The 21328-nt window shown below is 35.1% G+C and carries 26 protein-coding genes; 6 read left to right on the top strand and 20 right to left on the bottom strand.

Annotated elements, in window-relative coordinates; translation table 11 throughout:
• Nucleotides 1–4 precede the first annotated feature (4 nt).
• The 4 genes from pdeM to H5V42_RS06660 all read right to left on the bottom strand — a co-directional run bounded on the left by pdeM (nucleotide 5) and on the right by H5V42_RS06660 (nucleotide 5947).
• Nucleotides 5–637 (bottom strand): ligase-associated DNA damage response endonuclease PdeM, encoded by a 633-nt coding sequence (gene pdeM / locus H5V42_RS06675; protein ID WP_185782368.1) that lies wholly within the window; start codon nucleotides 635–637, stop codon nucleotides 5–7.
• Nucleotides 638–722: 85 nt separating this feature from the next.
• Complete coding sequence (locus H5V42_RS06670) at nucleotides 723–3182, bottom strand: ligase-associated DNA damage response DEXH box helicase (RefSeq protein ID WP_185782367.1); 2460 nt, start codon at nucleotides 3180–3182, stop codon at nucleotides 723–725.
• Between the two features lie 72 nt (nucleotides 3183–3254).
• Nucleotides 3255–4883 (bottom strand): ATP-dependent DNA ligase, encoded by a 1629-nt coding sequence (locus H5V42_RS06665; protein ID WP_185782366.1) that lies wholly within the window; start codon nucleotides 4881–4883, stop codon nucleotides 3255–3257.
• Nucleotides 4880–5947: a ligase-associated DNA damage response exonuclease gene (locus tag H5V42_RS06660; RefSeq protein WP_185782365.1), complete on the bottom strand. Its 1068-nt coding sequence runs from the start codon at nucleotides 5945–5947 to the stop codon at nucleotides 4880–4882. The genes H5V42_RS06665 and H5V42_RS06660 overlap by 4 nt, the downstream gene beginning before the upstream one ends.
• Nucleotides 5948–6040: 93 nt before the next feature.
• Here H5V42_RS06660 and H5V42_RS06655 point away from each other — a divergent pair, with 93 nt between their 5' ends.
• Both H5V42_RS06655 and H5V42_RS06650 read left to right on the top strand, forming a co-directional pair.
• Nucleotides 6041–6454, top strand: a complete 414-nt coding sequence (locus H5V42_RS06655) for a TerB family tellurite resistance protein (RefSeq protein ID WP_185782364.1) — start codon at nucleotides 6041–6043, stop codon at nucleotides 6452–6454.
• Nucleotides 6455–6467: 13 nt separating this feature from the next.
• Nucleotides 6468–7388, top strand: coding sequence for a hydroxypyruvate isomerase family protein (locus H5V42_RS06650; RefSeq protein ID WP_185782363.1), 921 nt, complete (start codon nucleotides 6468–6470; stop codon nucleotides 7386–7388).
• A 25-nt stretch (nucleotides 7389–7413) separates the two neighbouring features.
• Here the strand turns inward: H5V42_RS06650 and fbp are convergent, their stop codons facing one another.
• The gene (gene fbp / locus H5V42_RS06645; RefSeq protein ID WP_185782362.1) at nucleotides 7414–8424 is read right to left on the bottom strand and encodes a class 1 fructose-bisphosphatase; all 1011 of its coding nucleotides are present in this window, start codon (nucleotides 8422–8424) and stop codon (nucleotides 7414–7416) included.
• Between the two features lie 110 nt (nucleotides 8425–8534).
• Here fbp and H5V42_RS06640 point away from each other — a divergent pair, with 110 nt between their 5' ends.
• From H5V42_RS06640 to H5V42_RS06625, 4 genes are all read left to right on the top strand, one after another.
• A complete protein-coding gene (locus H5V42_RS06640) occupies nucleotides 8535–9008 on the top strand; it encodes a GNAT family N-acetyltransferase (protein ID WP_185782361.1) in 474 nt (157 codons plus the stop codon).
• On the top strand, nucleotides 9008–10258 hold the full coding sequence (locus H5V42_RS06635) for an aspartate kinase (protein WP_185782360.1): 1251 nt from the start codon (nucleotides 9008–9010) through the stop codon (nucleotides 10256–10258). The genes H5V42_RS06640 and H5V42_RS06635 overlap by 1 nt, the downstream gene beginning before the upstream one ends.
• A gap of 53 nt (nucleotides 10259–10311) precedes the next feature.
• Entirely contained in the window at nucleotides 10312–12126 is a 1815-nt protein-coding gene (locus H5V42_RS06630) for a GNAT family N-acyltransferase (RefSeq protein WP_185782359.1), read from the top strand.
• A gap of 82 nt (nucleotides 12127–12208) precedes the next feature.
• On the top strand, nucleotides 12209–12703 hold the full coding sequence (locus H5V42_RS06625) for an alpha-ketoglutarate decarboxylase (RefSeq protein ID WP_185782358.1): 495 nt from the start codon (nucleotides 12209–12211) through the stop codon (nucleotides 12701–12703).
• On the opposite strand, the gene H5V42_RS06620 is transcribed toward H5V42_RS06625, so the two are convergent.
• From H5V42_RS06620 to H5V42_RS06550, 15 genes are all read right to left on the bottom strand, one after another.
• The gene (locus H5V42_RS06620; protein WP_185782357.1) at nucleotides 12700–13326 is read right to left on the bottom strand and encodes an arsenate-mycothiol transferase ArsC; all 627 of its coding nucleotides are present in this window, start codon (nucleotides 13324–13326) and stop codon (nucleotides 12700–12702) included. The genes H5V42_RS06625 and H5V42_RS06620 overlap by 4 nt on opposite strands.
• Before the next feature lie 6 nt (nucleotides 13327–13332).
• Nucleotides 13333–13824 carry a GNAT family N-acetyltransferase gene (locus tag H5V42_RS06615; protein WP_185782356.1) on the bottom strand — a complete coding sequence of 164 codons (492 nt, stop codon included), beginning with the start codon at nucleotides 13822–13824 and terminating at the stop codon, nucleotides 13333–13335.
• 10 nt (nucleotides 13825–13834) lie between these two features.
• Complete coding sequence (locus H5V42_RS06610; protein ID WP_185782355.1) at nucleotides 13835–14326, bottom strand: DUF6428 family protein; 492 nt, start codon at nucleotides 14324–14326, stop codon at nucleotides 13835–13837.
• A 50-nt stretch (nucleotides 14327–14376) separates the two neighbouring features.
• Nucleotides 14377–14700, bottom strand: coding sequence for an ArsR/SmtB family transcription factor (locus H5V42_RS06605; RefSeq protein ID WP_185782354.1), 324 nt, complete (start codon nucleotides 14698–14700; stop codon nucleotides 14377–14379).
• An 82-nt stretch (nucleotides 14701–14782) separates the two neighbouring features.
• Nucleotides 14783–15208, bottom strand: a complete 426-nt coding sequence (locus H5V42_RS06600) for a TM2 domain-containing protein (RefSeq protein ID WP_185782353.1) — start codon at nucleotides 15206–15208, stop codon at nucleotides 14783–14785.
• A 55-nt stretch (nucleotides 15209–15263) separates the two neighbouring features.
• Nucleotides 15264–15650 carry a VOC family protein gene (locus tag H5V42_RS06595; protein ID WP_185782352.1) on the bottom strand — a complete coding sequence of 129 codons (387 nt, stop codon included), beginning with the start codon at nucleotides 15648–15650 and terminating at the stop codon, nucleotides 15264–15266.
• A complete protein-coding gene (locus H5V42_RS06590; protein ID WP_185782351.1) occupies nucleotides 15647–16102 on the bottom strand; it encodes a DUF1801 domain-containing protein in 456 nt (151 codons plus the stop codon). The genes H5V42_RS06595 and H5V42_RS06590 overlap by 4 nt, the downstream gene beginning before the upstream one ends.
• Before the next feature lie 6 nt (nucleotides 16103–16108).
• Nucleotides 16109–16615, bottom strand: coding sequence for a DUF4199 domain-containing protein (locus tag H5V42_RS06585; RefSeq protein ID WP_185782350.1), 507 nt, complete (start codon nucleotides 16613–16615; stop codon nucleotides 16109–16111).
• Between the two features lie 98 nt (nucleotides 16616–16713).
• The gene (locus H5V42_RS15340; RefSeq protein WP_185782349.1) at nucleotides 16714–17130 is read right to left on the bottom strand and encodes a response regulator transcription factor; all 417 of its coding nucleotides are present in this window, start codon (nucleotides 17128–17130) and stop codon (nucleotides 16714–16716) included.
• A gap of 8 nt (nucleotides 17131–17138) precedes the next feature.
• On the bottom strand, nucleotides 17139–18074 hold the full coding sequence (locus tag H5V42_RS06575; RefSeq protein ID WP_185782348.1) for a 2-hydroxyacid dehydrogenase: 936 nt from the start codon (nucleotides 18072–18074) through the stop codon (nucleotides 17139–17141).
• Entirely contained in the window at nucleotides 18071–18436 is a 366-nt protein-coding gene (locus tag H5V42_RS06570) for a cupin domain-containing protein (RefSeq protein WP_185782347.1), read from the bottom strand. Before H5V42_RS06570 ends, H5V42_RS06575 begins: the two co-directional genes overlap by 4 nt.
• A gap of 5 nt (nucleotides 18437–18441) precedes the next feature.
• Nucleotides 18442–19794 (bottom strand): magnesium transporter, encoded by a 1353-nt coding sequence (gene mgtE / locus H5V42_RS06565; RefSeq protein WP_185782346.1) that lies wholly within the window; start codon nucleotides 19792–19794, stop codon nucleotides 18442–18444.
• Nucleotides 19781–20638, bottom strand: a complete 858-nt coding sequence (rsmA, locus tag H5V42_RS06560; protein ID WP_185782345.1) for a 16S rRNA (adenine(1518)-N(6)/adenine(1519)-N(6))-dimethyltransferase RsmA — start codon at nucleotides 20636–20638, stop codon at nucleotides 19781–19783. Before rsmA ends, mgtE begins: the two co-directional genes overlap by 14 nt.
• A gap of 20 nt (nucleotides 20639–20658) precedes the next feature.
• Complete coding sequence (locus tag H5V42_RS06555; RefSeq protein WP_185782344.1) at nucleotides 20659–20967, bottom strand: gamma-glutamylcyclotransferase family protein; 309 nt, start codon at nucleotides 20965–20967, stop codon at nucleotides 20659–20661.
• A 3-nt stretch (nucleotides 20968–20970) separates the two neighbouring features.
• On the bottom strand, nucleotides 20971–21288 hold the full coding sequence (locus tag H5V42_RS06550; RefSeq protein WP_185782343.1) for a DUF4286 family protein: 318 nt from the start codon (nucleotides 21286–21288) through the stop codon (nucleotides 20971–20973).
• Nucleotides 21289–21328 lie beyond the last annotated feature (40 nt).

The following is a 21328-nucleotide window of genomic DNA, read 5'->3' as shown; positions in this document are numbered from 1 at the left end:
AAATTTAAATCTTGATTACTTCGCCTTCTACCAAAACAAAGACATCATCTTCTTTCTTAGGTTTTAGGGTATGATTACCAGTAAATTCACCAAATGCAGGTAGTATCAATTGCTTTTTAGTCTTAAAAAAGCATGGAAGTTTTAATCGTTGGCGTCCAAACCCTTGTAGTTTAATAGCCGGATGAATATGACCACAAAAGTTGAATAATTTTTGATGTTCTTCTGGGTGGTGGGTTAGCAAAAAATTATCTAGTTGTAGTTCTGTGAAAATTTCAATATCCAATGCAGTAAATTTTTCTGACGCTATAATGTCATGATTACCAATAACCAAACTAATTTTAGAAGGTGTTTTGGCAACCCAATTGGCAAAAAAATCCCATTCCTTATTTAAAGAAGAGTGGAATAAATCCCCTAAAAAACAAAGGTGAAAAGGTTGAAATTCTGATACAATTTTATCTAGTAATAAAAAGTTTTTGTGTATTGCTTTTTGAGGTACTGCTGCTCCAAATTTTCTAAAATGACTCACTTTGCCCAAGTGTACATCACTAATTAATAACATAGATTTTTCTACCCAGTAAATACCTCCTAGCGGGTGTAAAACAAATTGTTGTGCATCTATGGTAATGGTTTGTGTCAATCTGGGGTTGCGTTTACTTTGGCCTACAAAAATACTGAGAATTAGAGCCTAATCAAATCAATTTGAATATCCTTCAAAAAGCTTCTTACTTCATTAAAATTTTGGTCATTCGTTTTATACGATCAGCCAATTTTTCATTGGAAAGTTTTTCTCTTAAACGGTCTGTAATCAGTGGAAATGAAAACGGCGTAGCGTTCTCACATTTAGCCCAAAGTATTTCTTGCGTTCTTATACGTTCTAAGGCAATACGTAAACGACCTTCTTCTAGTTGATGCTCAAAAGTTTCTGTGAAAGCTTGCTGAAAAAGTAGGTTGTCAGCCTCGTAATCTCTAAAAACATCAAAGAGTAATTGTGAGCTGCTTTGTAAGTGTTTCATTTTCACTCCTTTTTCTGGATAACCTGTAAACACCATGCCACTAATAACCGCAATATCTCTAAATTTTCTACGTGCCATTTCATTACTATTCAGACTTTTTTGAAGGTCAGACAGCATGTATTCTGGTGAGAATAAATTGTTGTCTATAACAGCTTGTATATCTATGGGCTTGTCTGAAAGCATTTCAAAACCGTAGTCGTTAAATGCTAAGGAGCAGGTTATTGGAGATAATAACCCTATTCTGTATGATAGTAAACTGCTCATGGCCTCATGCACTGCTCTGCCTTCAAACGGATAAAATATATGGTGATAACCATCTCTACTTTTAAACGTTTCAATTAGAAATTCTTTAGGGGTGGGCACTGTACTTTCTAGCCTTTGGCGTTCAAAAATATGTGTTAATGATTTTAGTTCTGTGCTCATATTCTTGTTTTCAGAAACCTTATACAACTCTTGTCGAAGTAATTCTGACATTTGTGAAGAAAAACTAAGGCGTCCGCCTGCCCACGCGGGTACTTTATTAGAACGTTTATTAGAATTGCGCACTTGTACTTTCATTCCACGAATTCGAATAAATTCTAAATTTCGCCCAGCAAAAACAAAAACATCTCCAGGATTTAATTTAGATACAAAGTATTCTTCAATTGAACCTATATAGCCACCTTTTTGATATACCACAGAAAGCACGGCATCACCTACAATTGTTCCAATTTGAAATCGATGCCGCATGGCAACACCTCTATTGTTTACTTTAAATTTACCGCCTTCTTCAATTTCAACTTTTTTATATTCATCATAACTTTTTAAGCTTTGACTGCCTAATACTAAGAAGTTAAGTAGCCATTGCCATTGGTCTTTGGTAATACCTTGGTAACAAAAAGTTTGTTTTACTTCAGAAAAAATTTCTTCGGGTATAAACCCGTCAGAGACTGCTAATGTGGTGAGGTATTGAATAAGTACATCAAAACTGTTTAAAAAAGGTAAACGGTCTTCAACCGCATTGTCTTTTACGGCTACTTGTAAGGCAGAAGCCTCAATAAGTTCAATGGAATGAGTAGGTAAAAAATAAATAACGCTTTCTTCTCCTGGCCTATGTCCACTGCGGCCTGCGCGCTGTAGAAAACGGGCAACACCTTTTGGGCCTCCAATTTGGATAACGGTTTCAACAGGAGCAAAGTCAACACCCAAATCTAAACTAGAGGTGCACACTACAGCTTTCAATGTTTCATTTCTAATAGCTTGTTCTACCCATAAACGCGTTTCCTTGGCAATACTGCCATGGTGCATGGCCAATTCTCCAGCAAATTTTGGATATTTCTCAAGAATTTTTTGGAACCAAATTTCGCACTGGCTTCTGGTATTGGTAAAAAGCAAAGTGGTTTTACTTTTCTTTATTATTGGAACCACTTCATCTAACAAATGCAAGCCCAAATGACCACGCCAGGGGAAGGTTTCCATCTGTTTTGGAATAATACTTTTTACTGAGATTTTCTTTTTAAGATTAGCCTTTACTAAAATAGAATTTTCCATTTCTGCAGTTATAGGGCCAAGTAATACCTCTCTTGCCTGTTCTAAGTTTCCGATGGTTGCAGAAATACCCCAAATTCGTAACTGGTTACAAACGGTTTTTAATCTAGATAGGCCTAATTCCATTTGTACACCACGTTTGGTTCCTAAAAGTTCATGCCATTCATCTACCACAATTGCAGAACAGTTAGCAAAGGTTTTATCGTAATTTTTAGAAGCCAATAAGAGTTGTAAACTCTCTGGTGTTGTAATCAATAAATCGGGCATGTTTTTACGCTGACTTGCTCTTTCTTTAGTTGAGGTGTCGCCAGTTCTTATGCCTACCGTCATGGGTAATTCTAAATCTTGAACAATGCGTTCTGCAGATTGCTTTATTTCTTGAGAAAGGGCTCTAAGCGGTGTAATCCAAATAGCTTTTAAGCCTTTTTTGTGTTTGTTTTTATAATCAGGATTTTGTTTGATGTAATGAAGAACAATTGGAAACCATAAAGCATACGTTTTTCCGCTTCCGGTTGGGGCATTAAGTAAACCGTGCTTACCTTGAAGAAAAGCTGTCCATGTTTCCTTTTGAAAAGTATGAGGTTTCCAGCCTTGCTCATGGAACCAGTTGCTTGCAATAGTAAATAATTGGTTTCTATTCATGTTTTTTCAAACTAGTTTTACCCCTCACTTTAAACCTGCCTTCTGGGAGAGCGTATTTGTTTTAATTTAGTATTATTTTGCTGTTGAAATTGTTGATGGAATTAAACTTTTTAGGTCTTCTAAAGAGTTGGCCTCCTCTATTTTTTTATCTTTTCGCCATCTTAAAATACGTGGAAAACGGGTGGCAATACCACTTTTGTGTCGCTTTGAAAATGCAATACCTTCAAAAGCTATTTCAAATACATGTTGCGGGGTTACACTGCGCACGGGGCCATATCGTTCAAGCGTATTTTTTTTAATCCACGCGTCAACTTGCTTGAATTCGGCATCAGTGAGTCCAGAATATGCTTTGGCGAAAGTCACTAATTCTTTTTTGCCTTCTTCATTGGTATTCCAAAGGGCAAAAGTATAGTCTGTAAAAAGATTACTTCTTCTTCCATGGCCACGCATTGCATAGGTAAGTACCGCGTCAATGGTAAGTGGGTCAACTTTCCATTTCCACCAATCACCTTTTTTTCTTCCAACCAAATAAGGTGAATCTAATCTTTTAAGCATTAAACCCTCACTATGTTTTTCTCGAGATTTTTCTCGTTCTAAAGCAACTTCTTGCCAAGAATTAAAAGCCATTTGTTCTGAAAGCTGTAATGGTATTTTACTATTAGTTGTTTTGACTTCCTCAAAAACTTCATGTAAAAGCTTTCGTCGTTCTGCAAAGGTTTTTTTACGAATATCATCTCCTTGCCATTCTAACAAATCATATGCTTTAAGAATAACAGGTGTTTTTTTTAGTAGGGCTTTAGAAACCGTTTTGCGACCAATACGAGTTTGTAAATCATTAAAAGTGCCAATTTGTTCATTGGGATAGGGGAGAATTTCTCCGTCTAATACCATGCCGTTAGGCAATACTCCAATAAATTCTTGAAATTCAGGATATTTATCGGTTACCAATTCTTCTCCGCGACTCCAAACAAAAATTTCATTATTTCTTAGAATTACTTGAGCACGAATGCCATCCCACTTATGTTCAGCAGACCATTGTCTTACATTACCAAGAGTACTAACTTCATCTTCTATAGCATAGGCCAAATAAAAAGGATAGGGTTTAGATAGATAGTCATTTTTGTTTTCTTCGAGCACTAACTCTTTAAAAGAAATGGTGTTAGGGTCCCAATTACCCATAAGTTTGTAGGCAAGTATATCTTCATCTATACCAGTAGATTTGGCTAAAGCTCTTGTCATTAATTTTTGGCTTACGCCAATTCTAAAACCGCCAGTGATTAATTTGGTAAAAACAAATCTGCCATAATAATCTAAATTTTTCCAATTTTCAAATAAGTAGTTTTTTTTGATTTGGTCTTCTTGTTTTTTGAGCCAAATCATTTCTTCTAGAAACGTACTTAACAGTTTTTCTGTGGATTTTTCGTCTGAAGGAACCACCAATGCAATAGTTTCTGCTAAGTCTCCTACGATATGATAACTTTCTTCAAAAAGCCATAAAGGTATGTTTGCCAACTCAGAAGCCCATTCTCGTAACAAGGTAGTATTTACGGGTCTTGGAGGCCTACGATGCGAAAGAATTGCAATGGTCCAAACTTTGTCTTTTTCAGGGGCTTCTGAGAAATAGTTTGCCAAAGCATTTACTTTTAGTGTTGTTTTATTTGTGCTATCTAAGATTTTTATGAGTTGCGAAAACCTTTTCATGTTTGCTCCCCCTTTCCATTTGCCTTAACACTAGTGTTTTCTGATTTGTTTTCAATGTCTGTGTCTGAACTTATTTCACCAGTTTCGCCCTCGAATTGTGTGCTTTCTGTGCTGGCATCATAACCCAAGTCTCTTAGATAACGAGAAAAAATGGCTGTATAACCATGGGTGCAAATTACTTTTTCAGCTCCTGTTTCTTTTATTGCCTTTAATAATCCCGGCCAATCACAATGGTCACTTAACACAAAGCCTTTGTCAATTGCACGCCTTCTTCGAGCACCTCTAAAGGCCATCCAACCGCTTGCAGTTGCATTTACATAGGGTACCATTTTGCGAATCCAAGTACTACCTTGAGCAGATGGCGGTGCTAAAACAATATTACCAGCTAAATCAACTTTTTTGGTGTCTCTAGTGATAAGTTCAGTTTTAGGAAAATCGATCATATTTCTCAACACTGCGGTCATGTTTTCTACAGCTCCGTGCGTATATATTTTGCCAATATCAGGGTCTAAATGCTTTAAAAGACGCTGTGCTTTGCCAAGCGAATAACCAAAAAGTATAGAAGTTAGACCATTAGCTTTATTCTCGGCCCACCAAGAATTAATATCTGAGATAACCTCTTTTTGAGGCCTCCATAAAAAAGCAGGCAAACCAAAAGTACATTCCGTAATAAAACTATGGCATTTTACATTTTCGTAAGGGGTAGCAACCCCATCATCTTCTAGTTTATAATCCCCTGTAAAAACCCAAACCTGCCCTTTGTGTTCCACTCTAATTTGTGAAGAGCCTAGAATATGACCTGCCGGATGAAAACTAAATTTTACATTATTAATGGTAAAAGTTTCGCCCCATTTTTTGCCTGAAGCTAGAATGTCTCCAAGGCGATGTTTAATTATTGGAATATTAGTGTGGTGGGTAATGTATTTCTTGTGTCCCCAGCGACTATGGTCAGCATGACCATGTGTAATTAGTGCCTTGTCTACAGGTTTCCACGGGTCTAAATACACATCAGCAGGCTCACAGTAAATACCTTTTGGGGTAAATTCTAAGAGTTGTCTTTTCATAGCTGGGTTAAATTACGAATTTCTTTTAGCGCAAATGGCAAAAGCTTTAACTCAAAGGAATTATATTTGCGAACAAATTTTTTGTATCATATTATGGATTTATACGAAGCAGGTAATCAAAGAAAACAATTGGCCCATTTTGCAACTTTATGCAGTTTAGCTGCGGTTGATGGTGAGATTAATCCTGAAGAAAAAGCAATTTTAGACAAATTTGCATTTAGGTTGAACATTACCGACGATGAGTACAAGGAAATCATGAAAAAGGAAAATAAATATCCAATAGAAACTCCTCATAGTGCCGATAAAAGGTTAAAGCGTTTGTATGATTTCTTCCAAATAGTCTTCTCTGATGATGAAATTAGTGATGCGGAAAAAAGAATGGTAAATAAATATGCAGTTGGTTTAGGATTTCATGTATCTAAAACTGATGAAATGATTGAAAAATCAATCAAAATATTTACTGGTAAAATTGCCTTTGAAGACTACCAATATTTAATGGAAAAGTAATTTTTAAAAGTTAATGAATAGAAGGAATTTCTTAAAATCAAAAGCTTTGGCTTCTGGGTTCATCGGCCTAAGTGGCTTATCTGCTTTTTCAATGTATAAGAACGCTTCGAATTCGGCAAAAACTTTTAATTTAAATTATGCTCCACACTTGGGTATGTTTGAATCCCATGCGGGTACAGACCCTATTGATCAACTCAATTTTATGGCAGACCAAGGATTTACTGCCTTTGAGGATAATGAAATGAAAACTAGGTCTGTAGCATTACAAGAACAAATGGCAAAAACCATGGTTGAAAGAAATTTGACGATGGGGGTTTTTGTAGCTCATGAGATTTTTTGGAATAAACCAAATTTAACTAGTGGAGATGCTACGCTTCGAGAAAAATTCTTAAATGAAATCAGAGAATCGGTTACAGTTGCCAAACGTGTAAATGCTAAATGGATTACAGTGGTTCCGGGTTATCTAGATTTACGTCTTAATAAATCATTTCAAACCGCAAATGTAGTTGAGACTTTAAAACGAGCTTGTGAAATTTTGGAGCCGCATACTATAGTAATGGTTTTAGAACCGTTAAATTTTAGAAATCATCCAGGTTTATTTTTAACGGAGAGTCCACAAGCTTATGAAATTTGTAAAGCAGTGGATAGCCCTTCTTGCAAAATACTTTTTGATGTGTATCATCAGCAAATACAAGAAGGTAATCTTATACCAAATATTGATGCCTGTTGGGATGAAATAGGTTATTTTCAAGTTGGTGATAATCCAGGAAGAAAAGAACCTACTACCGGAGAGATTAACTACCTAAACATTTTTAGGCACATACATTCAAAAGGGTATAATGGTATTATTGGCATGGAGCACGGCAATTCCATAACAGGAAAAGAGGGCGAACAAGCCGTTATCGATGCCTACAAAAGCTGTGATGCTTTTTAAACTAAACTTTTTGTGTAGTTGGTTGTTAATGGTATTTATCTAAAAACTCTTGAAGCTTTAACACCATATTTTTACTACCACAAAAGAATGGTATGCGTTGGTGTAATTCTGTAGGTTTTACATCTAATATTCTTGATTTTCCACCAATAGCTAAGCCACCTGCTTGTTCGGCTAAAAAAGCCATAGGATTACATTCGTAGAGCAAACGTAATTTACCGTTACCAGTTACCGTACTTTTAGGGTACAAATAAATACCACCTTTAATCATATTACGATGAAAATCTGAAACTAAAGAACCAATATATCTAGAGGTGTATGGGCGGTCTTCTTCTTCCATTTGGCAATACTTTATATAGTCTTTAACCCCTTGATGAAAATGAATGTAGTTTCCTTCATTTACAGAATAAATTTTACCGTCTTCGGGAAATTTCATGTTAGGATGCGATAAGTAAAAGGTTCCAATGGCTGGGTTTAAAGTAAAGCCGTTTACTCCATCACCGGTTGTATACACAAGCATGGTAGAAGTACCATAGACAACATAACCAGCTGCAACTTGTTGGTGGCCTGGTTGTAAAAAGTCTTCCATTTGTACAGGCGTGCCTACTGGGGTTACTCTTCTGTAAATAGAAAATATAGTTCCGACAGAAACATTAACATCAATATTACTGGAACCATCTAAAGGATCTATTAGAACTACATATTTATTTTGATGATTCTCATCATGACTGTTAATGGTTATATAATCATCCTCTTCTTCAGAAGCAATACCGCAAACAATCTCTCTGTTTTTAAGGGTTTGAATAAACTTTTCATTGGCTAAAACGTCTAATTTTTTTTGGTCTTCACCTTGAATATTAGTGTCACCAGCATCACCTAAAATATCTACTAAACCAGCTTTATTAACTTCGTGATTAACAACTTTTGCTGCTAATCTTATGGCGTTTATTAACTTAGAAAGTTCTCCTGAAGAATATTGAAACGCATTTTGGTTTGCAATAATAAATTCTCCGAGTGTGCAGTATTGTTTGTCTAACATTTTAGGCTGTTTTATTTAAATGCAAAGTTCTCACTTTTTGTGAAACTATAACGTTTTCGAGGATCTAATGTTGTTTTGTATTATAACAAAGTGTTTTATTTGCAACAATTATGGAAATAACAATCAGAGACGCAGTGCGTTCAGATATGAAAAAGGTTCATGAATTAATTACAGAATTAGCTGTTTTTGAAAAGGAGCCAGATGCTGTTGAGATAAGTGTAGATGATTTAGAACAAGATGGTTTTGGTAAAAACCCTAAGTTTCACTGCTTTGTTGCTGAAATTGACAATGAAATTGCTGGTATTGCATTGGTGTATTCTAGATACTCTACGTGGAAAGGACCCGCGGTACATTTAGAAGATTTAATTGTAACTCAAAACATGCGTGGTTACGGTATTGGCTCAAGGCTTTTAAAAAGAGTTGTAGCATATGGTAAAGAACTGGGCGTAAAAAGAATAAATTGGGAAGTTCTCGATTGGAATGAACCTGCCATAAAATTTTATGAAAGTAAAGGTGCTAATGTTTTAAGAGATTGGAATGTTGTGCAGTTGAATGAAAAAGGGATAGATAAGTTTTTACAATAATGAGAATATTTAAGTTTGGTGGCGCATCTGTTAAAGATGCAAATGGTGTTAGAAACGTAGTAAACGTGTTGCAACAAGTAGGTCATGAGAAAACCTTGGTTGTAATTTCAGCAATGGGTAAGACTACCAATGCCATGGAAGAAGTGGTGAAGGCCTATTTTGAAGAAGAAAATCACTTAGATGAAAAAATTCAATTTATTGCTGACTACCACAAAACTATAATTAATGATTTGTTTGAGGCCAAGAACCATGAAATTCATCATAAGGTAAATAAACTAATAGAAGAGTTTAGAGGATTTTTAATGTGGAATAAATCACCAAAACATGCTTTTGTTTATGACCAAGTTGTAGGTTATGGAGAACTTATTTCAACAACCATAGTTAGTGCTTACTTGCAAGAAAATGGGGTGCCGAATACTTGGTTAGATGTACGTGAGTTAATTAAAACCGACGATTCTTTTAGAGACGCACAAGTTAATTGGAAGAAAACAGAGCAGTTGGTTAAAGAAAAGGTGGATTTAAATAACCTGAATATTACGCAAGGTTTTTTGGGAAGCGAAGAGAACAACTTTACAACTACTTTAGGTAGAGAAGGTTCTGATTATTCGGCTGCAATTTTAGGATATTGCCTTAATGCAACATCGGTTACCATTTGGAAAGATGTACCTGGAGTTTTAAATGCAGACCCTAGACATTTTGAGGAAACGCAAAAACTAGAACAAATAAGTTATAGAGAGGCAATTGAGCTGGCTTTTTACGGAGCTTCTGTAATTCATCCAAAAACATTACAGCCACTGCAACAAAAACAAATTCCGTTACACGTAAAATCATTTATTAAGCCAACGGCTGAAGGAACTACTGTTGGTAAAGGAAAAAAGATTGTGCCAGAAGTACCCTGTTTTATCGTTAAAAAAGACCAAGTACTTCTAAAATTATCTTCTTTAGATTTCTCGTTCATCGTTGAAAATAATATCAGTGAAATTTTTAAAATGTTTCATGACTATCGTTTGAAAGTGGACTTAATACAAAATTCGGCCATTAGTTTTTCTGTTTGTCTAGATAATAAATTTGGTGGTATCTCAACTATTTTACCAGAACTAGAAAAACGTTTTAAAGTGGTTTGCCATGAAGATGTTTCGCTGTATACCATTAGGCACTTTACAGATGAAGCAGTTGAGTCTGTATTAAATGGTTATGATGTTTTGGTGGAACAACGCGGAAAAGAAACCGTGCAGTTAGTAGTTAAATAAAACTACAACCCATCCTATTTTTCTATATTAGCGATACCAACTAAATCAATGTAATGGGGCTGGTATCAGCAAAAGAAGTAGCCAAGGTTATTAATCTTGACAAATATGGTGTATTTGGAACATTCGTAGGGTGGCTATTAATGCAGGTAACACGTTTATCTAACCTAAACAGATTTTACAATAAACACCAGAATCTTTCAGGTCCAGAATTTTGTGATAAAATTTTAGAGCATTACGAGATTGATTTTGAAATGGTAGAGGAGGAGTTGAAGAGGCTTCCAAAATCTGGTCCATATATTACTATCTCTAATCATCCACTTGGCGGTATAGATGGGGTGTTATTGTTACGCTTAATGTTGTCTCAGCGCCAAGATTTTAAAATAATTGCCAATTTTCTTTTACATCGTATAGCCCCCTTAAAACCTTACATAATGCCGGTAAATCCTTTTGAAAATCATAAGGATGTAAAAAGTAGCATAATGGGTTTTAAAAATGCGCTAAAACATTTACAAGAAGGTCATCCGTTAGGAATTTTTCCGGCAGGTGAAGTTTCTACTTATAAAGATGGAAAATTGGTTGTTGATAGACCTTGGGAAGAAGCCGCAATTAAACTAATTAGAAAAGCTGAGGTGCCTGTAGTACCTATATATTTTCACGCTAAAAATAGTCGACTTTTTTATCGATTGTCAAAGATTAATGATGTATTTAGAACGGCAAAACTACCATCAGAATTAACTACCCAAAGCAGAAGGCCTATAAAAGTGCGTATAGGTCAACCCATATCTGTAAAAGCACAGCAAGAGGAAGAAACTCTTGAAGGGTTTGCAGAGTTACTTCGTAAAAAAACCTATCTACTTGCCAATGTTTTTGAAAAAGAACGACTTATAGATAAAGTTCCAACAACAATTAAGATACCTAAGGTTCCAAAAAAGATAGCTAATGCTGTTCGTGTAGAAGTACTTGAAGGAGAAATTGAAAAACTACGAGAAAAAGATGCCCGATTGCTGCAAAGTAAAAATTATGAGGTTTTTTTAGCACAAGCCCAGGATATGCCGTTCTTATTAAAGGAAATTGGAAGACAGCGTGAAGTTACCTTTAGAGAGGTTGGAGAGGGTACTAATAATGCCATTGATTTAGATGAATTTGACAGCTATTACCATCATTTATTTCTTTGGGATGACAACAAAAAGGCATTAGTTGGGGCTTACCGAATGGGTTTAGGGGCTGCTATCTATAAAAACCATGGAATTGATGGTTTTTATCTTCAAGACTTGTTTCGATTTGAGCCTGAACTCTATGGAATGATGTCTGAAAGTATTGAAATGGGTAGAGCCTACATTGTAAAGGAATATCAGCAAAAACCCATGCCACTTTTTTTACTTTGGAAAGGTATTGTTCATACCACCTTACGTTATCCAGAGCATAAATATTTAATAGGTGGTGTTAGCATCAGCAACCAATTTTCAAACTTTTCAAAATCGTTAATGATTGAGTTTATGAAATCTCATTATTGGGATCCTTATGTAGCTCAATATGTGCGTCCAAAAAAAGAGTTTAAAGTAAAACTAAATGATGCAGATAAAGAGTTTGTTTTTGATGAAACACAAGCCGATTTGAACAAGTTTGATAGACTTATTGAAGAAGTGGAGCCGGGCAGTTTACGTTTACCTGTTTTAATTAAAAAATACATTAAACAAAATGCAAAAGTTGTTGCATTTAATGTCGACCCTTTATTTAATAATTCGGTTGATGGTTTAATGTATATCAAAATAGCGGATTTGCCAGAAGATACCGTAAAACCAGTTATGGAAGAATTTCAGGCTGAATTGGAACGTAAACACGCTGAGGGGCAAACGAGTGAAGAATAAACTATTTTGTACTTTACTAACGTTATCCAAGAAATAGTTACACATGCACGTTATAAAGAATACCTTTCGGTTTAGCTTTTTGATGCTTACCCTATTGTTACTTTCTAGTCTTGATGCCCATGCACAAGGTGTAAATGGTAAAAGCGATTTTTGGAACAATGTACGTTTTGGTGGTGGCCTCGGACTTGGATTTGGAAACAACACTTTTAATCTGGCTGTTTCGCCAACCGCCTTGTATGAAGCATCTAATTCTTTTGCAACTGGTGTAGGTTTAAACCTTAATTATTCAAAATTTGGCGATGATAAATTATTAGCTTATGGTGCTAGTTTTATAAATCTGTATAGTCCAGCACCATGGATTCAATTTTCGGGAGAATACGAACAATGGCGGGTAAATCTTACTCAAAACTTTAGTGGTACAGAACTAAAGGATGATTATTGGTATCCTGCCTTATTTATGGGTGTAGGTTACCGTCAAGGAAACGTTACCGTTGGTTTACGTTTCGATGTTTTGTATGATGACTCAAGAAGTTTATATGCAGACCCCTTGATGCCGTTTTTTAGAGTCTATTTTTAACTGGTAGCCTGAGCAAAAACATAGGCTAGCTCGGTTCCAATTTGTACACTTCTTTCTGCGTATTTAGCATCTTGTTCGGTAGTGTTATCAAAAGCTTTTGGGTCTTTGTAAGTAATAGGAAAGCGCGCTTCTGCACCTAAAACCATTGGGCAAGCCTCATTAGCAGAATCACAAGTCATAATAGCTCCGAATTCAGCATTGGCATTAAATTCATTATCGTATGTTTTTGAGAAACAAATAACAGGATGCGCGGTTGCAGCAAATTTAACCGCATAGACAGGATTCTTATTTTCTGATAATTTTAAAATTGAAAATCCTTGATTAGTTAATGTTTCTGCTACTTTAGGATACATAGCTGTAGCTTCGGTACCCCCAGAATAACAAGTTATATGTTTAACGCCGTAATAATAGGCCATAGTTTGAGCCCATATTTGTGATAAATGACTTCTACGAGAATTATGGGTGCAAATAAAATTTAAACGTATAGGCTCATTTGCTTTATTCTTAGTTTTAATGTAATCTACTAAGGGCTGTAAAAGTACTTTACGCTCTTCTGGTATAGTAGCTGTTTTAAACGATGCAATTGTATCAGATAGTTTGGCTAACAAGTTTTTTGAGGTCATTATCTTTTATTTACCAACGGTTTTACTTCTTCGTTCAAAGAGTAAGTTATCTTTCCATTCTCCTTGAACTGTTTTTCCAATTTTTTCACGTTTTCCCAAATATCGAAATCCAACTTTTTCATGCAATTTTATACTGGCTTCATTTTCAGGAAAAATTCCTGATTGTAAGGTCCAATAGCCTTCTTTTTCGCTCTCTTTTATGAGTTGGCTAAATAAGGCGTTACCAATACCTCTACCTCTGGTAGAAGCTCCAATATAAATACTTACTTCTGCTACACCACCATACACGCATCTACCTGAAACGGGAGATAGGGCAGCCCAACCCAAAATAAAACCATTTTGTTCTGCTACCAGTCTGCAGGTTTTAAGGTGGCTATTATTCCAGTTTTGATATGTTGGAATTTGATGTTCAAAAGTGGCATAACCCGTAGCTATGCCTTCAGCATAAATTTCAGCAACTGCCTCCCAGTCGCCTTCTTTCATGGGTCTAATGCTCATTTTTTAGCTATTAACAACATCCACTTCCTGGTGCGCAACCATTACTTTCTATGGCTTGTTCAACAGGTTCTGGTACTCCACAAAGTTCTTTAGCCTTACAATCTGTTTTTTCAACTCCTAAATTGATGATTAATTTGTTGTCATTGTAACTGTAGTCGTTAACAAATAGTTGCGCTGTGTGAAAGTTTTCGTTACTGTATTCGAACTTAACTTCAGCATCTCTAACCATTGGTTTAATTTCGTCTACTTTTTTAAGAATACTCAAGGCTTTAAAAGTATTCATGTATTCTGTTTTGTCTTTTTCTAACGGACTCTCCCATAGTTGGATAACAGTCTCTTTCCAATCATCTGGTCTGCCGCCACAATCTACCGAGTCAATGGTAGTGTTCTTAATTTCGGTTATGTGGTAGTTAGCACCTACAAATTTGCCGGCAGTATATTCAAATAGTAAACTTTTATTCTTTTGAGTTTCTAGTAATTTTAATAATTCTTGTGTTTTCATCTTTTAATGTTTTGGTGTGAGAATTCGAATCTCTATGATGTGAATAATTATTAACAGCAGTTTAAAGTTATGTTTGAAAAAAAGGTATTCATCAATTGTTTAAGTTCTAGCCAACGGTCTTGGTCAATACAATAACAAAGATTTTTACCTTCAAAGGTTCCTTTGAGTAACCCTATTTTTTTTATTTCATTTAAATGTTGAGAAATGGTAGGCTGTGCTAACCCTATTTCTTCAACTAAATCTGTACAAATACAACCTTCTTGTTTACTTATGTGTTGTAGAATGGCAATGCGCGCTGGGTGTGCAAGTACTTTAGCAACTTGAGCAAGCTCATTTTGAGTTGTTGTAAATATGTGTGATTTAGTAGCTCCCATCTAAATGAATTATATATTGCAATATTACGATGTTAAATTTAAATAAAAAAGGTCAGTGATAAAAAACTGACCTTTTTATGTATTAGAACCAAGGTTTTTTACCTACTTGGTAAGTGTTGTAAAATTCTTCATCTGACTTGGTTAAATAGATTATACCTTCTATTAAACCTACAATACCCATAGCTGATGCTCCAATGCCACATGTGAAAACACCTAAAACTACGGTGATAACTAACATTATAATTCCTTCTTTTTGATAGCCTAAGATAAATTTGTGTATACCTAAGGCACCAAGAATGATAGCAAGTATGCCTGCTAACATTTTTTTGTTTTCTGCGTTTAAGGTGTCTTTTACACCCTCGCTAAATTCATTAGCAGTTTTTTTAGCTTCATCAGCAAAATCACCGGCGGCTTCTTTTGCATCTCCTGCTGCTTCTTTAGCTGCATCTTTTGCTTTGTCGAAAGCCTCTTCTGCTTTGTCTCCTAAATCTTTGTTGTCTTCTGACATGGTTTTATAATTTGATTGGTTAATTAGTTATTAAATGTAAAAAATAAATCAATAGCTATAGAAAAGCTTTATCAACAGGTTCCCAAAGTTCTATTTTATTGCCTTCAGGGTCGAGAATCCATCCAAATTTTCCATAATCGTATTCTTCAACAGTTCCAACAACGGTTACTCCTTCTTTTTTTAGTTCCGCTAACAATGCATTAAGGTCTTCTACCCTAAAATTCATCATAAATTGTTTTTCGCTGGGCTTAAAATATTTGGTATCTTCTTTAAACGGACTCCATTGTGTTAAACAGTCATTACCTTTTTTATCTTTCCACCAAAAGCTCCAACCATATTGGTCTGTTGGAATACCTAAATGTTCTTTGTACCATTTTTTAATATGGTCTGGGTCTTTTGTTTTAAAAAAGAACCCGCCTAAACCTGTTACTCTTTTTTTCATTTTTTTATGTTTTTCTCATATAAGGTAATCCATTCTGTTGCGGTCATTTTAGTGCATAGTTCTGCAATTAGCTCGTAAGGTATAGTCTCTATTTTTTTAAATCGAATACAACTTTTACCCATATCTAATTTGGTGTTTACGTGCTTGGGATATTCTTGAATAAACCAGTCATACAATTCTTTTTTGGCATAAATACCCGAATGATATACTGCAATAAAATTTTTCTGAGAAGCAATATTTATAAAGGGTAGTGGAAGTTTTGGGTCACAATGGTATCCATCTGGATAGACTGAATGGGGAACATAGAACCCAATCATTTTATAGTTGATACCTTCTTCAAAATCTTTAGGAAGATTATTTTTTACAATAGTTCTAAGTTTAGAAATAGCAGCCTTGCGTTCTTCTGGTAATTTAGAAATGTATTCGTCTACGGTTTTGGCCTCTATAGTCATAATGGTTTATTTACGTTGTAGTACCAATGCTGAAATTAATGAAATAATAAACCCAATTAAAAAAACTGTCATTGCCATGAGACCAAAACTGAATAATGGATTTGTAAATAGTTCTTTTTGAGATTCTAACTCGGTTAGTTTCGACTCAAATTCTTCTGGGGGTAGTGCTTGTCTTAACTGCTCAACAGAATCTTTATAGTAGGTTTCCATAAAGTTAGGGTTTAAAACCTCTGTGTAGATTACATCTAAAATTCCAAAACAGACCGCGGTTATTACACTAATTAATAAACCGATAGTTAAGGCTGTTCTAAAACTAATTTTACCATTATTCTCCTTGTCTCGGTATTCTTTAATACCAAAAAATACAAATAGCAGGGCAATTACCATTGACGCATACCCCAAAACTTCTTGGGTGGCAAAACTTAAATTATCGAGTACATACCATGATAGCATGAAAAGTATGGAAATGCAAACAGCACCATAAAGTCCATACTTTAAAACTGTTTTTTTCATAAAAGTATACTTTAGAATTATGCCTAAAACTGGTTAATAATTAGAAGCTTAGGGTCATACTAAAGTACCAAATTGAGTAAAATGGAGAATACTGTCTTCTAGCCTACTATTATGTGAAGTTCTTTTGCTCTTCTGAGAGCTTCCGTTCTACGTTTAGCTTCAAGTTTTACAAGAAGATTTGATACGTGAGTTTTAATGGTGCTTTCTGAAACAAATAGATGTTCGCCAATTTCTTTATTGGAATATCCTTTCGAAATTTCTACCAATACCTCATATTCACGATTGCTAATGCCTAATTTTTTTACTGTTTTCCAATCAATTTCTTCTGATTGTAGTTTTTTTACGTTTTTATTTTTTCTATTGAGGTATAGGCCAATAAACAAAAATATAACTGCAACTAAGGCAATTATAAATTCAATTGAAGTATAACTTGAAATAAAGGAATATTTACTTATCTGGAAAAGTGCCAGAATGCAAATGCTAAGAGCTGAAAAGACAAATATTATCTTTTTCATTCTTAAAGTTAACAAAATTCTGCCTTTATTTTATCTACTATGGTTTGTGCTAGTTTTTCTTTACTTTCAACTGTCCAACCCGCTACATGTGGGGTCATTAATACATTCTTAGCTTTACGCAAATATTTAAATGATTTTGGTTTACGTGTAAACCAATCTTCAAACGACTTTTTTTCATATTCCAAAACATCTAATCCGGCACCTAAGATTTTTTCGTTTTTTAGTGCATCAACTAAATCGTCTGTTTTAACACACTTACCACGTGCAGTGTTTAGTAACCAAAATGGTTTTTGAAAGGCATTGATAAATTCAGTATCAATCATGCCTACAGTAGATGCTGTTTCTGGAACATGTAGGCTAACCACATCTGAATGTTGTTGAAATTCTAAAATACCAACTTGGCGTGCATTATCATCACCAACTCCACCAACAATATCATAACAAATAACCTCTTTGACATTAAAACCCATTAATTTTTGAGCAAAGGCTTTACCCATATTCCCATAACCAATTATTCCTACGGTTTTGCCTTCTAATTCTGTTCCTCTGTTTCCTTCTCTATCCCAAATACCTTTTCGAACTTCTCTATGGGCTTTATGCATTTTGTTTAGTAAACTTAGTAACATACCCATTGCGTGTTCACCAACCGCATTTCGGTTTCCTTCTGGTGCAGAAGCTAAAAACACATTTTTTTCTTTGGCATATTTTAAATCAATGTTTTCTAAGCCAGCACCAACCCTGCCTATAAACTTTAAATTGGTAGCGGCATCTAAAAATTGTTTGTCAATAGGAAATCTACTTCGTAATACTATACCATCATATTCATGAATCTTTTTTTCCACGGCTTCTTTTGAGCTGGTATAATCTTCATGATTTTCAAAACCTAGCTCATTAAACTGTTGTATTAGTAATGGATGGTTTGTATCTAAATGAAGTACTTTCATAATTTAGGATAGTTGGTTTTAGTTAGTTGGTGTTCTGTTTTTCCTGTATGTGCAGTGGTAAGCTTTTCAAAAAGCAGAACATGTACAATCTCATTATTTTTTGTCATAGGGCAATGTTCAACACCTTTTGGAACAATAATGAGTTCACCTTCTTTAACTACTTCTGTACGGTCTCTAAACTGCATGTAAAGGGTGCCTTTTAGTACTTTAAATAATTCATCTTCATTATCATGAGCGTGCCATACAAATTCTCCTTGAAGTTTAGCAAGTAATACTTGCATATCATCTACAACACCAATTTGATGAGGATGCCAAGTAGCAGTGAACTGTTCGTGTTTTTCTTTTACATTAATTGGTTTCATATTAGTTAAATTCCTAAAATCAACTTGGCAATCCAGAAGTAAATTAAAATTCCAAAAATGTCATTGCTCGTGGTAATAAACGGACCAGTAGCAATTGCAGGGTCTATTTTGCGTTGATGAAGAAATAACGGAATAAAGGTTCCAATTACTCCGGCTACTACAATAACTACTAAAAGTGAAAGTGAAATAGCAATAGCAGTGGCTAGGGAGCCCTTCCAAATCCATGTAAAAACTAATAGCAAAGTTGATAAAATAAGACCGTTTAAAAGTGCTAAAAGCATTTCTTTCCAAAGTCGGTTAGCTATACTACCTTTTAAATCATCATTAGCTAAACCCTGTACAATAATTGCACTAGATTGTACACCTACATTACCCGCCATTGCAGCAATCAATGGTGTAAAAAAGAATAAAATAGCGTGTTTATTAATCATTTCTTCGAATCCGCCCATTATTGCTGCTGCACCAAGACCACCAAAAAGACCAAGAATTAACCATGGTAAACGCGCCCTGGTTAGCTCCCAAATACTGTCATCTGCCTCTACATCTTGCGAAATACCAGCAGCCATTTGGTAATCTTTATCTGCTTCTTCTCTAATTACATCTACAATATCATCAATGGTAATTCTACCTACTAAACGACCTATTTCATCTATAACTGGTATTGCTTCTAAATCGTACTTCGACATAATTTTTGCAACTTCCTCGGGCTTTTCATTAACATTTACGTAATCTACCTTGGGAATGTATATTTCTCTGATATGGGTTTCAGTAGAAACTGTTAGCAAGTCTTTTAGAGATAATCTACCTTTTAGTTTTACATCATTATCCACCACATAAATTGAATGTACACGCGTAACCTGTTCGGCTTGTGCTCTCATTTCTCTTACACAACGGGTAACCGTCCAGTTCTCGTTTACTTTTACCAGTTCTTTTGCCATTAAACCACCAGCAGAATCTTCATCGTACCGTAAAAGATCTACAATGTCTTTTGCGTGTTCTCGGTCTTCAATTTCAGAAATTACTTCTTTGACAATTTCTTTAGGGAGTTCACCAACAATATCAGCAGCATCATCTGTATCTAACTCTTCTAACTCATCTGCAATTTCTTTTGGTGATAAGTTGGCTAGAACAGCTTCTCTAACGTCTTCATCTAATTCTGCTATGGCATCAGAAGTTTTTTCGCTATCTAGAAGTTTTATAATATAGGTAGCTTCTTCCTCTTCTAACTCATTGGCAATTTCTGCAATATCAGCGTAGTGATATTCTTTCATGAGCAGGTGCAGTTCACTATCATTATTGTTAGCAATAAAGTTTTGAATCTGCTCTAAAAGTTCGTCTGTGAGTTTAAACGGAGTCATACTGAATTTTATGGGTCAATTCAACAAAATCTGCTACCGCCAACTGTTCTGGCCGGCGGTCAAATATACCATCTTCCCTAAGATTATCAGAGAGGCCAAAGCTCTTTAAACTGTTTCTTAAAGTTTTTCTGCGTTGGTTAAAGCCTGCTTTTACTATTTTGAATAGTAAACGTTCGTCACAGTCTAATTTAAAATTTGTTTTTCTAGTTAGGCGTAAAACGCCAGATTGTACTTTCGGAGGTGGGTCAAAAACCTGTGGATGTACCGTAAATAGATATTCGGCATCATAAAAGGCTTGTACTAAAACCGATAGGATGCCATAAGATTTGGAGCCCTCTTTTTCACAAATTCGTTGGGCTACTTCTTTTTGAAACATTCCTGAAAATTCCGGAATTTGATTTCTATATTCTAGCATTTTAAATACTATTTGACTAGAAATGTTGTACGGAAAGTTACCTGTAATAGCAAATTGCTGACTGCCGAAAAGTTGTTGTATATCAAACTTTAAAAAATCTGCTTCAATCACATTTAGTGCTCCTTTTTCCAAGGCTTTGGGGTGTTCTAAAGGAAAACTATGGTTGAGGTAAACAATAGAATCTTCATCTAAATCCATCGCAACCAAATCTATTCCTCTTAGCAATAAATATTTGGTGAGTACACCAGTTCCAGGACCAATTTCTAGCACACTTTGATACCCTTTTAAAGATAGGGTATCGGCTATTTTTTTAGCAATATTTTCATCTTTTAAAAAATGCTGGCCTAAATGTTTTTTTGCTTTTACCGGGGAAGTACTCTGCCCAGTTTCATCGAATTTTTTGCGAAAATCCTTTTTCTTTTTGGGCATAGCGTTGGTTTTTGTGCAAGTTACTTGGAATTCTCGATATATACCCAAGCTTCTTTGCCCGATTTTAGAATGAATTTTTTGCGTTGGTAGGCTGATGTTTCGTACACATCGCAACGCAATAAATCTGCTTTGGTAACCTTATAGGCCACCCCTTTGACCATTTCTTTTGGATTGCTTGTTGGCTTTACTAAAGGGTAACGGCCGTAAACAGCATTTTTGTACCATTTAAATCCGAGTAAAAAGTCTACGTCTCCCTCTAGTATTTTATCAAAGACGTATAGTTGAACTTGTGGGTCTTGCAGGGTACCGTAAGTAAACAAATAGTCCAACTTTTAGGGTATTTGTTGGGTAATTACCTCGAGTTCAGTTCTAAAAGCAACAAATTTATTGGGAAAGAGTTTTGCACCTTCTTCTCGCATTTGTGGTGCATTTTCTTGATAATACAGTTCTAATGTTTTTTTGTCTTTACAGGTGTATTGAATAGAGTATGAAGTGCCCCCCATTTCTTCTTCTACTAAAATCTTGGTCATTTTTGCATGAGAAAATTTACCGGTTGCCAACATATCTGGTATATGCTTGTCTTTCATCCAATATAGCCATTGATCATGCACATCATTATCTATGTTAATGGTAACGTTGTAGATTATCATATAATCAAATTCTTATAGCTTTTAAAAATGCAAATATCTA

Origin of the sequence: Croceivirga lutea, assembly GCF_014235875.1 — a bacterium.
Lineage (GTDB): Bacteria > Bacteroidota > Bacteroidia > Flavobacteriales > Flavobacteriaceae > Croceivirga > Croceivirga lutea.
This window is presented reverse-complemented; position numbering and strand designations above follow the sequence as displayed.